14 protein-coding genes and 1 riboswitch are annotated in these 13348 nt (G+C 71.5%); of the genes, 4 read left to right on the top strand and 10 right to left on the bottom strand.

The window, feature by feature from the left end; translation table 11 throughout:
* Positions 1 to 3 precede the first annotated feature (3 nt).
* Together cobW and BLW17_RS13035 are read right to left on the bottom strand one after the other, a co-directional pair.
* Entirely contained in the window at positions 4 to 1038 is a 1035-nt protein-coding gene (gene cobW / locus BLW17_RS13040; protein WP_036734219.1) for a cobalamin biosynthesis protein CobW, read from the bottom strand.
* Between the two features lie 3 nt (positions 1039 to 1041).
* Positions 1042 to 1398, bottom strand: a complete 357-nt coding sequence (locus BLW17_RS13035) for a DUF1636 family protein (protein ID WP_036734217.1) — start codon at positions 1396 to 1398, stop codon at positions 1042 to 1044.
* 92 nt (positions 1399 to 1490) lie between these two features.
* A riboswitch (cobalamin riboswitch) is annotated at positions 1491 to 1727 on the bottom strand.
* A gap of 42 nt (positions 1728 to 1769) precedes the next feature.
* Between BLW17_RS13035 and cobO the strand changes: the two genes are divergently transcribed.
* The gene (gene cobO / locus BLW17_RS13030; RefSeq protein WP_036734215.1) at positions 1770 to 2420 is read left to right on the top strand and encodes a cob(I)yrinic acid a,c-diamide adenosyltransferase; all 651 of its coding nucleotides are present in this window, start codon (positions 1770 to 1772) and stop codon (positions 2418 to 2420) included.
* Positions 2421 to 2424: 4 nt separating this feature from the next.
* Positions 2425 to 3870, top strand: a complete 1446-nt coding sequence (locus tag BLW17_RS13025; protein WP_036734213.1) for a cobyric acid synthase — start codon at positions 2425 to 2427, stop codon at positions 3868 to 3870.
* Here BLW17_RS13025 and cobD read toward each other — a convergent pair.
* From cobD to BLW17_RS12995, 6 genes are all read right to left on the bottom strand, one after another.
* Positions 3867 to 4832: a threonine-phosphate decarboxylase CobD gene (gene cobD / locus BLW17_RS13020; protein ID WP_074826796.1), complete on the bottom strand. Its 966-nt coding sequence runs from the start codon at positions 4830 to 4832 to the stop codon at positions 3867 to 3869. The two genes, BLW17_RS13025 and cobD, sit on opposite strands and share 4 nt — an antisense overlap.
* A 93-nt stretch (positions 4833 to 4925) precedes the next feature.
* Positions 4926 to 6083 carry a Hint domain-containing protein gene (locus tag BLW17_RS13015; RefSeq protein ID WP_074826793.1) on the bottom strand — a complete coding sequence of 386 codons (1158 nt, stop codon included), beginning with the start codon at positions 6081 to 6083 and terminating at the stop codon, positions 4926 to 4928.
* 501 nt (positions 6084 to 6584) lie between these two features.
* Complete coding sequence (locus tag BLW17_RS13010; protein WP_197055285.1) at positions 6585 to 7352, bottom strand: glutathione S-transferase family protein; 768 nt, start codon at positions 7350 to 7352, stop codon at positions 6585 to 6587.
* Positions 7349 to 8008, bottom strand: coding sequence for a DsbA family oxidoreductase (locus BLW17_RS13005; protein WP_036734209.1), 660 nt, complete (start codon positions 8006 to 8008; stop codon positions 7349 to 7351). Before BLW17_RS13005 ends, BLW17_RS13010 begins: the two co-directional genes overlap by 4 nt.
* Before the next feature lie 20 nt (positions 8009 to 8028).
* Positions 8029 to 8673 (bottom strand): NADPH-dependent F420 reductase, encoded by a 645-nt coding sequence (locus BLW17_RS13000; protein ID WP_036734208.1) that lies wholly within the window; start codon positions 8671 to 8673, stop codon positions 8029 to 8031.
* A gap of 14 nt (positions 8674 to 8687) precedes the next feature.
* Entirely contained in the window at positions 8688 to 9749 is a 1062-nt protein-coding gene (locus tag BLW17_RS12995; protein WP_036734207.1) for an LLM class flavin-dependent oxidoreductase, read from the bottom strand.
* A gap of 112 nt (positions 9750 to 9861) precedes the next feature.
* Here BLW17_RS12995 and BLW17_RS12990 point away from each other — a divergent pair, with 112 nt between their 5' ends.
* A complete protein-coding gene (locus BLW17_RS12990; protein ID WP_331429084.1) occupies positions 9862 to 10263 on the top strand; it encodes a winged helix-turn-helix transcriptional regulator in 402 nt (133 codons plus the stop codon).
* A gap of 188 nt (positions 10264 to 10451) precedes the next feature.
* On the top strand, positions 10452 to 11510 hold the full coding sequence (locus tag BLW17_RS12985; protein ID WP_036734206.1) for an LLM class flavin-dependent oxidoreductase: 1059 nt from the start codon (positions 10452 to 10454) through the stop codon (positions 11508 to 11510).
* Positions 11511 to 11711: 201 nt separating this feature from the next.
* On the opposite strand, the gene BLW17_RS12980 is transcribed toward BLW17_RS12985, so the two are convergent.
* Entirely contained in the window at positions 11712 to 12311 is a 600-nt protein-coding gene (locus BLW17_RS12980) for a TetR/AcrR family transcriptional regulator (protein ID WP_036734205.1), read from the bottom strand.
* The gene (locus tag BLW17_RS12975; RefSeq protein WP_036734203.1) at positions 12308 to 13219 is read right to left on the bottom strand and encodes a DMT family transporter; all 912 of its coding nucleotides are present in this window, start codon (positions 13217 to 13219) and stop codon (positions 12308 to 12310) included. Before BLW17_RS12975 ends, BLW17_RS12980 begins: the two co-directional genes overlap by 4 nt.
* Positions 13220 to 13348 lie beyond the last annotated feature (129 nt).

Below are 13348 nucleotides of genomic sequence, written 5' to 3'. Positions count from 1 at the left end.
TGGCTAGCCCACAAGCACCGCGCGGATCGCCGCCGGGTCGATGTGGTCATGCTCGGCGATCACCACCAGCCGCCCCTGCCGGGGCGCGTCCCCCCACGGGCGGTCGAACTGGTGGCGCACCCGCTCGCCCACCGCCTGCACGAGCAGCCGCATGGGCTTGCCCGCGACGGCGACGTGGCCCTTGACGCGCAGCACCTGCTGCTCGCGCGCCAGCCGCTCGATGCGGGCGGCGAGAAGGGCCGGGTCGGCGATCTCGGGCAGGTCGATCACCACGCTGTCGAAGTCGTCGTGCTCGTGGTCGTCGGCGCCGTCGTGGTGGCTGGGACGGGCGGCGAGATCATCCTCGGCCGCCGCGTCGAGGCCGAGGACGACGCGCGGGTCCACCGCCCCCTCGACCACCGGGAGGATCGGCAGGCGGCGCGGGTTCTCGGCCTCGATCGCCGCGCGCGCCGCCTCGACCCCCGCGGGGCCGGCCAGATCGGCCTTGGTCAGCAGGATCAGGTCGGCGCAGGCGATCTGGTCCTCGAACACCTCGGCCAGCGGGGTGTCGTGGTCGAGGCTGTCGTCGGCCGCCCGCTGTGCCGCCACCGCCGCGGGGTCGGGGGCAAAGCGCCCCGCCGCCACCGCCTCGGCATCGGCGAGCGCGATGACCCCGTCCACGGTGATCCGCGACCGGATCGCCGGCCAGTCGAACGCCTTGAGCAGCGGCTTCGGCAGCGCGAGGCCCGAGGTCTCGATCAGGATGTGGTCGGGGCGCTGGGGCATCGCCATCAGCGCCTCGATCGTCGGGATGAAGTCGTCGGCGACGGTGCAGCAGATGCAGCCGTTGGCCAGTTCCACGATGTTCTCGGCCGGGCAGTTGGCGTCGGCGCAGGATTTCAGGATCTCGCCGTCGACGCCCACGGTGCCGAACTCGTTGACGAGGATCGCGAGGCGCCGGCCCTGCGGGTTCTGCATCAGCTGGCGGATGAGCGTGGTCTTGCCCGCCCCGAGGAAGCCGGTGATGACGGTGACGGGGATCTTGGTCAGGTCGGACATGGGTCAGCTTTCGATCGGGGGGATGCGGGCAAGGCTCTGCTTGCGGAAGATCACCGGCCGGTCGCGCCAGGGCACCAGACCGTCGGGCGTCGCGGCGAAGAGCCCGGCGCCGCGCAGGATCTCGGGCGCGTCGTTGGGCGTCATGCGGCCGTAGACATAGGACCAGCCGCCGGGCTTCGTCAGCGCGACGGAACAGCCGTGATCGCAGGCCGACAGGCACTCGACGGCGCGCAGGGTCACCCCCGCGGGCGCGGCGGACCGGGCGAGACGGTCGTGCAGGCGCTGGCCGGCGCAGGCCTCGCCCTCGGTCACGGGCTGCCCGGCGCGGCAGGTGGTGCAGACGTGCAGAACCGTGGTCATGGCCTTCTCCCGCAAAAACGAACGGGGTCAGCCTGCAGCATGGGCGCGCGCGTCGGCCCGGATGCCGAAGGTCACGGAACACCCCGTCCGCGCATTCAGTTCAGGCGCTGGCAGGTCTCCCGGCTTGCGGATATCGGGGCAGGCGCGAGGGCCTGACCCGGCGCTCTGCCCGTCTTCCCGAACCTTGCGGCCAGTGACATGCGGCAGACCTTTCCGGTCACGGTCGCGGGGGCGGCTGCGCTTGGGGCGGTGCGGCAGGCGTGCCGCGAACCCTGTCGCATTCCCTTTTCACCTGCCCTAAGACAGGCACCTGCGCCTGCGCACCTAGTCTGCGACCCGGGCCTTGCTGTCAAGAACGAAGGAGGCGCCCGATGCCCGACACCGCCGACACCGCCGACACGACCACCCTGGAGGCGCCCGACGATCTGGCCCGCCACGCCGGGAAGATGGCGAAGAAGAAGGCCGCCCGCGACCGGATCATGGCCGGGAAGTCGGGCGACAAGGGCCTGCTGATCGTCCACACCGGGTCGGGCAAGGGCAAGTCCTCGGCCGGGTTCGGGATGATCCTGCGCTGCATCGCCCACGGGATGCCCTGCGCCGTGGTGCAGTTCATCAAGGGCGCCTGGGACACGGGCGAGCGGCGGCTGATCGAGGGGCAGTTCGGCCATCTGTGCGCGTTCCACGCGATGGGCGAGGGGTTCACCTGGGAAACGCAGGACAAGGCCCGCGACATCGCCGCCGCCCGCGCCGCGTGGGAGAAGGCGAAAGAACTGATCCGCAACCCTGCGATCCGCTTCGTCCTGCTGGACGAGATCAACATCGCGCTGCGCTACGACTACCTCGATCTGGACGAGGTGCTGGCCTTCCTGCGCGACGAGCGCCCCCTCCTGACCCACGTCTGCCTGACCGGCCGCAACGCCAGCCCGGCGCTGATCGATGCGGCCGATCTGGTCACCGAGATGACGCTGGTCAAGCACCCCTTCCGGTCGGGGATCAAGGGCCAGCCCGGCGTCGAGTTCTGACCCCATGCCCGCGCTCATGGTGCAGGGCTGCGGGTCGAACGTCGGCAAGTCGATGCTGGTCGCGGGCCTCTGCCGGGCGGCGCGGCGGCGCGGGCTGACGGTCGCCCCGTTCAAGCCGCAGAACATGTCGAACAACGCTGCCGTGACGGCGGACGGGGGCGAGATCGGGCGCGCGCAGGCTCTGCAGGCGATGGCCTGCGGGCTGGACCCGGTCACCGACATGAACCCGGTGCTGCTGAAGCCCGAGAGCGACACCGGCGCGCAGGTCGTGGTGCAGGGGAAGCGCCTGACCACCACCCGCGCCCGCGACTATGCGGCGCTGAAGCCACGGCTGATGGGCGCGGTGCTGGAGAGTTTCCACCGCCTCGCGGCCGCCCATGACCTCGTGATCGTCGAGGGCGCCGGCAGCCCGGCCGAGGTCAACCTGCGCGCGAACGACATCGCCAACATGGGGTTTGCCCGCGCCGCGGGCGTGCCCGTGGTGCTGGTCGGCGACATCGACCGCGGCGGGGTGATCGCGCAGATCGTGGGCACGCAGGCGGTGATCGACCCCGCGGATGCCGCGCTGATCGCGGGGTTTCTGGTCAACAAGTTCCGCGGCGACCCGCGGCTCTTCGACGACGGCTACCGCTTCGTGGCCGAGCGGACCGGCTGGCCCGGCTTCGGCGTCGTGCCGTGGTTCCCGGACGCGCATCTGCTGCCGGCCGAGGATGCGCTGGACCTCGCCAGCGGCCGGCGCCGCGAGGGCGTGACGATCGCCGCGCTGTGCCTGTCGCGGATCGCCAACTTCGACGACCTCGACCCGCTCGGGGCCGAGCCGGGGGTCGATCTGGTGATGGTCGCGCCCGGCCAGCCGATCCCCGGCGACGCGCGGCTGGTGATCCTGCCGGGGACGAAATCGACCCGCGGCGACCTGGCCTTCCTGCGGGATCAGGGCTGGGACGTGGATCTGGCCGCCCATGTCCGGCGCGGCGGCCATGTGCTGGGCATCTGCGGCGGCTATCAGATGCTCGGCAGCCTCATCGCCGACCCCGAGGGGATCGAGGGCGCGGCCGGGCAGACGCCGGGCCTCGGCCTTCTGGACGTCCAGACGGTGATGTCGCCCGACAAGCGCCTGAGCCGGGTGACGGGTCAGCACATCGCCAGCGGCCTGCCGCTGGCGGGGTATGAGATCCACATCGGCCGGACCACCGGCCCCGATTGCGCGCGGCCCTTCGCACTGGTCGAGGGCCGCCCCGAGGGCGCGCAAAGCGCCTGCGGCCGGATCGGGGGCACCTATCTGCACGGGATGTTCCTGTCGGACGCGTTCCGCGCCGCGTTTCTGGCCCGCCTCGGCGTCGCCGCCGCGCCGCGCAGCCACGCGGCGGCGGTCGAGGCGACGCTGGATGCCCTCGCCGATCACCTCGAGGCGCATCTGGACGTGCCGGGGCTGCTGGCGCTCGCCCGCTAGGGGCTGAGCGCGGCGGCGAGGCGGTGCCACTCGGCCTCGGGCCCCGGCAGGCCGAGGCGCAGCAGGCGCTCGGACCAGGGGAAGATCCGGCTCCAGACCCGGTGCCGGGCGAGGCGGTCCTGCGCCGCCCGCGCATCCGGCGTCTCATAGAGGCGGAAGAGCGTCGTGCCGCCCGCCAGCCGCCAGCCCGCGGCGCGCGCGAGGCCATCGGCCCGTGCCGCGTTCTGCGCGAGTTGCACGCGCATCGCCGCGGCCCAGCGGTCGTCGGAGAGCGCCCGCCGCCCGATCTCGATGGCCGGGCCCGAGACCGGCCACGGCCCGGCCAGCTGCGCCAGCGCCGCGATGTCGGCGGGCGCGCCGAAGGCGAAGCCCAGCCGCAGCCCGGCGAGCCCGTAGAACTTGCCGAACGAGCGCAGGATCAGCAGCCTGTCCCGCCCCGCCTGCGGCAGCAGCGACAGTTCGGGCGCGACGTCGGCGAAGCTTTCATCGACCACCAGCAGCCCGACCCTCTGCGCCAGCGCGAGCAACTCGGCCGGGGCATGGGTGCGCCCGTCGGGGTTGTTGGGGTTGACCACCACCGCCAGATCGGCGCCGTGCAGCGCGTCGCGGTCGGTCACGGTCGCCACCGTCCATCCCGCCCGGTCGAGGCTCGCCGCGTGCTCGTTGTAGGTCGGCCCGAGCACCGCCGCCCGACCGGGCCGGCGCAGCAGCGGCAGCAGCTGGATCGCCGCCTGCGCCCCGCCGAGCGCGACCCCCGCTGCCGGTGCTGCGACGCCCCAGGCCCGCGCGGCCTGCGCCACCAGCGCCTCTTGCGCCGCGCGGGTCGGCAGGTGGCGCCAGACCTCGGCATCGAGCGGGGGGAGGGGCCAGGGGCGGCGGTTGATGCCCGTGGACAGGTCGATCCAGTCGCCGGCGCCGAAGCGGGCCACGGCCGCGTCCAGATTGCCCCCGTGGTCGCGCAAACCCCGCCCTCCCGTGATCTGGCGGGGGTTAGCGAGGCGTCGTGCGCTGTGCAAGCGGGGGAGGGGGGCTGCGCCGGCCGGTCAGGCCACGCGTCAGTTCACCAGCAGCTTGCCGTTTCGGACATGGCGGGCGGCGAGCCTGCGGCCCATCCAGCCCGGAACCAGAACGCGGGCGGGGGACGGAACAAAATCCCGGTCCGCCAATTCGGGAAACAGCGCAAAGATTTCCCGGCGCGCCGCCGCGCCGACCGTCTTCAGCGCCTCGGGGCCGGTATAGAGGGACTCGGTTTCCGCGCCGTTCGAGATCACCACCTCGTGTCGGTCGAACATCAGGTGGAAATAGGTGACCTCGGTCACGTCGCGGGCGACCTCGATCCCGTCGATCTCGCACAGCTGCTTGGCGGCGACGAGGATCTCGGGCGTGCCGAACATCTTCTGCGCGATCTTCGAGCGCACCAGAACCCGGTGCTGCGGGCTCACCAGCAGGTCGGCCGAGGGGATGTTGGTGCCGAGCGCGTGGCGGCGGATGCGGATCGGGCGCATCTGCGCGCGCGCCGCGAGGTCGGCCGCCGACAGCCTGCGCGACCCGATCCAGCGGATCGCCTGCATCCCGCGATCGCGGGTGAGGACGAGGTCGCCCGCGCGCAGATCCTCGACCGCCACCTCGCCCCGGTCCGTCGCGATCCGCGTGCCCGCGGCAAAGCAGCACGGGTCCATCGTGTCGATGTCGGACTGCCAGCTCAGCTCGCCCAGCAACCCCCCGGCCGAGAGGCCGGAGAAGTCGATGATCATGGTCGTGTAGAGATCGCCCACGGCCGACGCGCCGGCAAGATTGACGATGCCCGTATAGGTCACCGTGATCGTGCCGTCGGGGTCGGGGCCATCGGGGTTCAGCCGGAACGGATAGCCGCTCGACGAGCCCGGGGTCGAGGACGCACTGTCGGTGCTGACCACCGTATCGAACGCCGAGATGGCGGGCTGAAGGTCGAATTGAAGCGAGGTCAGAAGCTTGGTCGTCGTCAGACTGTGCCATGCATAGCCGTAGGACATCGAGATGTCCGTGCCGACCGCCGCCCCGTTGGTGTAGGGGTCGGTGGCGTGCCACGTGAGGATTTCCACCGACCCGTCGGCATATGTCGCCGTGATCGTGGCCCCTTCGAGATCGACCCCGCGCGACACGGTGTCGGCCCGCAATCCGTTGACGAACTCAAACGGGCTCTCGTCCAGCCTGACAATGCTGATCGCCGGCATTTTCCCAGATCACCTTATCACTCGTAACGCGCCGAAAAACTCAACAGTTGGGTCGTGTCACCATTTTCGGAGGCAGCGGACCCGGTGCGACCTGCCGTCGTGGTGTGCCGGCTCTCTAGAGGAGAGAGAGCCGTCTGCGTCTTGCGTGCCGTCCCCCGTCCTCGATGTGACGGCGCGCGGCGCTCTCAGGTCGACGCGCAGACGTCACTCATCCGTTAGAGGGCCCCAGCGCGGCCCGTCGCGCAAGCTGGTTTTTTCGGTAGTCTGCTCGTGGTTGTGGAGGTCGGGTGATCGGCGTGGCCGCGCGGTGGGCGCCGGCGTCGGCAAACCTGCTATAACGCGAATTATGTAATTCATTGGTGCGGTCGGCGGCTCTGGCGGCCGCGCGACAGTCACCCATCAAGCGTCGCCAGAACCTCCGACGTGCGGGCATCGCCTCCGAGCGCGCACGTCTCGGTGTCCCCCAAAGAAAAACCCCGCCCGATGCCGGGCGGGGCCGGTTCACGCCGCCGCCGTCCCGAAGCTCCCGGCCGCCTTCAACCGCCCCAGGAACATCTCGCGGAAGTCGGCGGGGACCGCGGCGCGGACGCTGGGGCGGTCGGCGAGGACCCGGCGCCAGGCGTCCAGACGCGGCAACCCGTCGAACAGGTCGAGCGGCCGCACCGTCTCGAGCGCATCGAGCTGGCGGAAGGCCGGGGCACAGGCCGCATCCACCGCCGAGAACGCCGCGCCGGAGAAATAGGGCCCCCGCAGCGCCTCTTCCAGCGGGGCGAGACGGGACCGCACCGCGGCGCGCGCCTCGTCGAAGCCGGCCCGGTCCGGCGCCATGCCCAGCCGGTACACGTCGCCGAGCAGGCTGCCCGCGTATTCCACCCACGCCCGCTGCACAGCCCGGTCGAGCGGGTCGGCGGCGAAGAGCGTCGGGCCCGGCAGCGTCTCGTCGAGATACTGCAGGATCACGGTGCTTTCGAAGAGGATCGCGGGCGCGCGGCCCTCGGCCTCGACCTTCAGCACCGGCACCTTGCCCAAGGGCGAGATCTTCAGGAACCAGTCCGGCTTGTCGGCCAGATCGATGTAGATCACGTCGAAATCGACGCCCCGTTCCTTGAGCGCGATCACCGCGCGCTGGACGAAGGGGCAGGTCGGGAAACTGATCAGCGTCAGTTTGGGGGCCGAGGCTGCCGTCGCGGCGTCGGCCCCGGGCATCTCGCACAGCCCGCCGTCGCAGGTTGCGCCAGTCTCGCCCAGGGGGATCAGCGGGCCGTTCATGCGCGGGCACCCCCCTGCTCGGCGGCGACCTGCCTCAGGGCACGCAGGAACAGCTCCGACGGCTGGGCGCCGGAGACGGCGTATTTGCCGCCGACCACGTAGAACGGCACGCCCTGCACGCCAATGGCGGTGCCTTGCGCCTTGTCGGCCTCGACCGCCTGCCGGTAGGTCCCGTCCGTCAGCGCGGCCAGCGCCGCGGCGCGGTCGAGCCCGACCTCGGCGGCCAGATCGGCCAGCGCGTCGTCGTGGCCGACGTGGCGCCCTTCGGTGAAATAGGCGCGAAGCAGCCGTTCCTTCATCTCGGCGCCCTTGCCGTGGGCCTTGGCGAAATGGATCAGCTCATGCGCCTTGCCGGTGTTGGTCACCTTGACGTCGCCCAGGCGATAGTCGAGCCCGTCGGCCTTGGCGGTCGCGGTCACGTTCTGGCCCATCGCGGCGATCTGCTGCGGGGTCGCGCCGAGGTGGCGGGCCAGATAATCGGCCTGCGTGCCCTCGAAGTCGACCGGCGCCGCGGGGTTCAGCTCGAAGCTGTGGTATTCGATCTCGACCGGGGCCTCGCCGAACTGCGCCAGCGCGCCCTCGAGCCGGCGCTTGCCGATGTAGCACCACGGGCAGGCGATGTCGGACCAGATGTCGATCTTGATGGGGGTGGCCATGTTCGTCGTCCTTTCAGGGTTCAGGCCGCGCGCGGCGCCGTCAGCGCCGCCCGCAGGTCGTCTTGGTTCAGCACCGCGCCGAAGACGGGGCTGCCGATGGCAAAGGCGCGCGCAGTCGACAGCGGCCCGGCGTCGACCGGATCGAAGCCGATCCGGTCGATGAACCCGGCCACCGCGGCGCGCGCCGCAGGGTCGTCGCCGGCGACCGCCATGGCGCGCCGGTCGGCGTCGCCCTTGGGCCGGGCGGCGCCGTCGATCTCGTGATAGCCGAGGTGGTTGAGGCTGCGCACGATGCGCGCCCCCGGCAGATGCGCCGCCACCACCTCGCTGCTCGCCCGCGGGCCTTCGAAATCCGCAAGCGTCCCGTCGGTCGCGGGCCAGTAGTTCATCGCGTCGATCACGACCTTGCCGGCCAGCGCCTCGGGCGCGAGGCTGCGATAGCGCGACAGCGGCAGCGCCAGCACCACGAGGTCGCTGGCCGCGATCACGTCCGGCAGATCACCGGCCACCGCACCGGGCGCGGTGAACTGCAACAGCAGCCCGGTTTCCGCCGCCGGGCGGGCCGAGGCGACCCGCACCTCATACCCGGCGGCGACGGCGCGGCGCGCCACAGCGGTCCCCACGCGCCCCGCGCCGATGATGCCGATGGTCCTGATCTCCGTCATGGGCCTCCTCCCTTTCACACGGCCGCCGCGGGCGCGGCGGCGGGCTTGGCCAGCGCGGCGTCGACCAGAGGCTTCACCCGCGTCCCGAGCAGCTCGATCGAGTGCAGAAAGTCCTTCTGCGGCACCTGGCCCAGATCCATCTGGAAGAAATGCCGGTCGTGACCCATCACGCCGTGCAGATCGACGATGCGCGCGGCGATCTCCTCGGGCGAGCCGACGAACAGCGCGCCGCGGCCGTTGGCCTCGACATCATAGCCGGCCCGACGCGGCGCGGGGAAACCGCGGATCTCGCCCAGGGCGCGGAAGGCCTCGTGGTAGTGGGTCCACCAGAAATCCTTGGCCGTCTGCGCGTCGTCGCCGATGAAGCCGGGGCTGGCGACCGAGATGCGGGTGTCGGCACCGGGCAGGTTCACCTGCTCGACCGCCTTGCGGTAGAGCGCGGCCAGCGGCGCGAAGCGCACGGCCTCGCCGCCGATGATCGCATAGCTCACCGGCAGCCCCGCCATCGCCGCCCGCACGGTCGAGGACGGGTTGCCCCCGGTCGCCAGCCAGATCGGCAGCTTGCCGCGCTCGGGCCGCGGCACCACCAGCGCATGGTCCAGCGCCGGGCGGAACCGCCCCTCCCACGTGATCTCCTCGCTCTCGTTCAGCTTGAGCAGCAGGTCGAGCTTTTCGGCGTAGAGTTCGTCATAGTCGTTCAGGCTGTGGCCGAAGAGCGGGAAGCTTTCGGTCGACGAGCCGCGCCCGGCGGTGATCTCGGCCCGGCCGTTCGACAGCGCGTCGAGCGTGGCGAACTGCTGGAACACCCGCACCGGATCGTCGGTGGACAGCACCGTGACCGCGCTGCCCAGCGTGATGTTCGTCGTCGTCGCCGCCGCCGCCCCCAGCACGACCGAGGCCGCCGAGGCCGGCATCTCGCGGGTGTGGTGTTCGCCGATGCCGAAATAATCCAGCCCGACCTGATCGGCGAGCTGGATCGCCTCGAGCAGGTTGCGCTGCGCCTCGGCGGTCGATCCCAGCGCCCCGGTCCGCGGGTCGCGCTGCACGTCGCCGAAGCTGTAGACTCCCAGTTCCATGTCGTTTCCTCCTGACATCCGCGACGCCGGAAATTTTTCGACGGCGCCCGGTATCAATTTGTAACCTGCACCTATATTGATACCTGATTTCACCGCGCAAGGAGGCACATCCGTGATACCTGATCCCGAAGCGGCCGGGCCGAACCTGCTCGACGCCTGCGCGCCGGTGCGGGCGATCCTGAACCGGGTCGGCGACAAGTGGTCGGTGCTGATCGTGATGGCGCTCTGCGCCGGGCCGCTGCGGTTCAACGAGCTGAAGCGCGCGGTGACCGGGATCACCCAGCGGATGCTGACCCTGACCCTGCGCGGGATGGAGCGTGACGGGCTTGTGACCCGCGCGGTCCTGCCGACGACGCCACCGCGGGTGGAATACGCGCTGACCGACCTCGGCCGGTCGCTGCGCGAGCCGGTCGAGGCGATCGGCGCGTGGGCGGTCAGGAACGAGGCGCGGATCGCGGCGGCGCAGGCGCGCTATGACGCGGCGCTGGCGAAGGGCGAGGCGCCGGACGCTTGACCCCTCTGCCCGTTCGGCGCAGGCGAACGCCGGCTTCGCCCGTCGGCCTCTCGCGCGACGGCCCTGCCATCGCCTTATCGGATGCAAACGCCGGCCCCGATCGGGTGCCGGCCAGACACCAGCGGCGCTGTCCCCGGCTCATCGACCCCGTGCGTCCTGCCGGCCCGGCGCCCCTTGAGGAGGGTTCCATGCGCGCGTTCGGCTTTCTCAGTTTCGGTCACTACGGCAATTCCTTCGGCTCTCAGGCCCGCACCGCCGCCGACATGATCCGGCAGGCGGTCGAGATCGGCGTCGGCGCCGAAGAGCTTGGCGTCAACGGCGCATATTTCCGCGTCCACCACTTCGCCCGCCAGCAGGCCGCCCCGATCCCCCTGCTCACCGCCATCGCGGCAAAGACCAAGCGGATCGAGGTCGGCACCGGCGTCATCGACATGCGCTATGAAAACCCGCTGCACCTGGCCGAGGAGGCCGCCGCCCTCGACGTGATCGCGGACGGCCGGCTGGCGCTGGGGATCAGCCGCGGCTCGCCCGAGACGGCGCTGCGCGGCTACGAGGCCTTCGGCTACACCGGCTCGACCGACCCGCGCGGCGCCGACATCGCCCGCGCGAAGTTCGATCTGTTCCTGCGCGCGATCGAGGGCGAGCGGCTGGCGCCGGGCAACCCCGACCACGTGGGCCGCGGGCAGATGCTGGCGATCGAGCCGCAGTCACCGACGCTCCGCGACCACATCTGGTGGGGTTCGGCCACGCGCGACAGCGCCGAATGGACGGGCCGGCTGGGGCTGAACATGATGTCCTCGACGGCGCTGGTCGAGGATACCGGCCAACCCTTCCACGAGCTGCAGGCCGAGCAGATCCTGCGCTTCCGCGAGGCGTACCGCGCCGCCGGCCACACCGGCGCGCCGCGCGTCTCGGTCAGCCGCAGCATCATCCCGCTGGTGAACGAGCTGGACGTCGCCTACTTCGGCCACCGCGGCGGGGCCGAGTCCCGCGACAGCCGCGGCATGATGGACGGGTTCCGCGCGACCTCGGGGCGGACCTATGCCGCCGAGCCCGACCGGCTGATCGAAGAGCTGAAGCAGGACCAGGCCATCGCGCTGGCCGATACGCTGATGCTGACGATCCCGAGCCAGCTCGGGCCGGACTACAACCTGCACATCCTCGAGTCCTTCGCGAAGCACGTCGCCCCCGCCCTGGGCTGGAAGCCGAACACCGAGGGCCCGGTCACGGGTGATCCGATCGCCTGATCGGTGGGGGGGCGGGCCGGGCGCTGTTCGTCCAGCGGCCCGGCGGTCGGCGCGCCCCCCTAACGTCCGGTCGGCCCGCAGGCGCGGGCTGACCAATCGCCGGGCGCCGGTCCCGCCCGGCGCCCGCCCGCGCCCCTGATCGCATGGGCAGCGGGGCCGGCCAGATACCACCTGCCCCGCGGATCGCGGCGGTTCAGCCCGTCAGGCTCGGTGCCGAGTCGCGATGAGCGTGGCGGCGGCGTCGATGCGGGCCTCGATCTCGTCCCAGGGGGGCGGCGTCCCCATCAGCGCGCGATTGACCGCGTCGGTCACGATCATGTCGTGAAACAGCATGGCGCTCTGCGCGGCCTCGGCCCCGCCGCCCAGGAACGCGGTGATGACGGACTGGCTCGTCTCGGGCCCGACCCGGTACCATTCGGCCATCTGTGCCGGCAGCCGGTCCGAGACCGCCAGCACCATGCGCTGGAACGCGATGTGGCGCGGCTGGATGAGCTGCCGCATCAGCGTCCGTCCGAGGATGACCAGCCCCGCGCGCGTCCCGACCCCGCCGAGGTCGAGCACCTCGAGCGGCGACAGGAACTCGGCGGCGAGGCGGCGGACCACGGCGGCGAACAGCCCCTCCTTGTCGCCGAACTGGCGGTAGACGTTGGTCTTGGACCCGCCGGCCGCGCGGACGATCTCGTCCACGCTGGTCGCGTCGAAGCCGCGGCCGAGGAATGCCTCGGTCGCGGCCTCGATGATCTGCTCGTGGCGGGCGGCGCCCCGGATGTTCAGCCGGGGCGTCCGCGGCGTCTCGGTCATTCGGCGGGAATCCCCTTGGCCAGTTGCCGGGCGGACGGCGCGTGGTGCCGCGCGACCCGGAAGGCGCGGCGGTCCACGTGCTGGCCATACAGCAGGCTGACGATCACGACCACAACCCCGAGGGACTGCAGCGGCGACGGGACGAAGCCGCGGAAGAGGGCGTCGAGCGCGAAGGCGGTGATCGGCGTCAGCAGCATCATCGGCGCGACGGCGGCAGGCCCCCCTGCCCCCTGCACCGCCGCGAACCACAGCACGAAGGCAAGCGCCGTCACGACCAGCGCCATGATGACGAGCCCCGCGATGTTGACGAGGTCGAGGCTGGCCGGCACGTCGCCCAGCAGGGCCGCGACGACGGAAAGCTCGATCCCCGCCACGACCATCTGCCATCCGGTCAGCCCGACGATGGATTGCGGCCGGCCCCATTTGTGCACCAGCGAACTGCCGAGCGCCATCGACAGCGCCGCGCCGAGCGCCGCGGCGACGCCGATCAGGTCGAGCGCCGCATCGCCTTTCAGCACGACCATCGCCACGCCGACGACGCCCAGCCCCACCGCGGCCAGCTTGGACGGTGACGGGATGGCGCCCAGCAGCGGCCAGGCCATCAGGACCATGAACAGCGGACCGAGCGCCTGGAAGGTGGCCGCCATCCCGCCGGGCAGGCGGATCGCGGCGACGAACAGCAGGGCGAAGAACAGCGCGCTGTTGAGCGTGCCGAGGATGATGATGCGCCCCCACCACGCGCGCGGTGGGATCTCGCGCGCGATCAGCAGCAGCGGCAGCCCGCCGCCCAGGGCGCGCACCGCCGCGATGAACATCGGGTTGGGGGGAAGCATCGTGGTCGTGATGATGTAGGTGAAGCCCCACAGGATCGCCGCAAGCGCGGCGGCGGGGAGTGGTGGAAGCGTCATGATGGTCCTCGATGTGCCGGAGCGTTGTTGATACGATATAGTATCGATACGGTACGCATCGGTATGCAATCTCGGCATGGCGGGGTTCTGCCGTGACGGTCCTCGTCGTCACCTTCCGGGCCGCGGCGC

Source organism: Paracoccus sanguinis (assembly GCF_900106665.1).
Classification (GTDB): Bacteria; Pseudomonadota; Alphaproteobacteria; order Rhodobacterales; family Rhodobacteraceae; genus Paracoccus; species Paracoccus panacisoli.
Note: the sequence above shows the minus strand (reverse complement) of the source record. Positions and strands in the feature narration are given on the sequence as shown.

What these genes read in the sequence shown, in the direction of transcription:
- cobW (WP_036734219.1), bottom strand. Translation starts at nt 1,038, where the DNA reads ATGTCCGACCTGACCAAGATCCCCGTCACCGTCATCACCGGCTTCCTC.
- BLW17_RS13035 (WP_036734217.1), bottom strand. Translation starts at nt 1,398, where the DNA reads ATGACCACGGTTCTGCACGTCTGCACCACCTGCCGCGCCGGGCAGCCC.
- cobO (WP_036734215.1), top strand. Translation starts at nt 1,770, where the DNA reads ATGCCCGACACCGCCGACACCGCCGACACGACCACCCTGGAGGCGCCC.
- BLW17_RS13025 (WP_036734213.1), top strand. Translation starts at nt 2,425, where the DNA reads ATGCCCGCGCTCATGGTGCAGGGCTGCGGGTCGAACGTCGGCAAGTCG.
- BLW17_RS13015 (WP_074826793.1), bottom strand. Translation starts at nt 6,083, where the DNA reads ATGCCGGCGATCAGCATTGTCAGGCTGGACGAGAGCCCGTTTGAGTTC.
- BLW17_RS13010 (WP_197055285.1), bottom strand. Translation starts at nt 7,352, where the DNA reads ATGAACGGCCCGCTGATCCCCCTGGGCGAGACTGGCGCAACCTGCGAC.
- BLW17_RS13005 (WP_036734209.1), bottom strand. Translation starts at nt 8,008, where the DNA reads ATGGCCACCCCCATCAAGATCGACATCTGGTCCGACATCGCCTGCCCG.
- BLW17_RS13000 (WP_036734208.1), bottom strand. Translation starts at nt 8,673, where the DNA reads ATGACGGAGATCAGGACCATCGGCATCATCGGCGCGGGGCGCGTGGGG.
- BLW17_RS12995 (WP_036734207.1), bottom strand. Translation starts at nt 9,749, where the DNA reads ATGGAACTGGGAGTCTACAGCTTCGGCGACGTGCAGCGCGACCCGCGG.
- BLW17_RS12985 (WP_036734206.1), top strand. Translation starts at nt 10,452, where the DNA reads ATGCGCGCGTTCGGCTTTCTCAGTTTCGGTCACTACGGCAATTCCTTC.
- BLW17_RS12980 (WP_036734205.1), bottom strand. Translation starts at nt 12,311, where the DNA reads ATGACCGAGACGCCGCGGACGCCCCGGCTGAACATCCGGGGCGCCGCC.
- BLW17_RS12975 (WP_036734203.1), bottom strand. Translation starts at nt 13,219, where the DNA reads ATGACGCTTCCACCACTCCCCGCCGCCGCGCTTGCGGCGATCCTGTGG.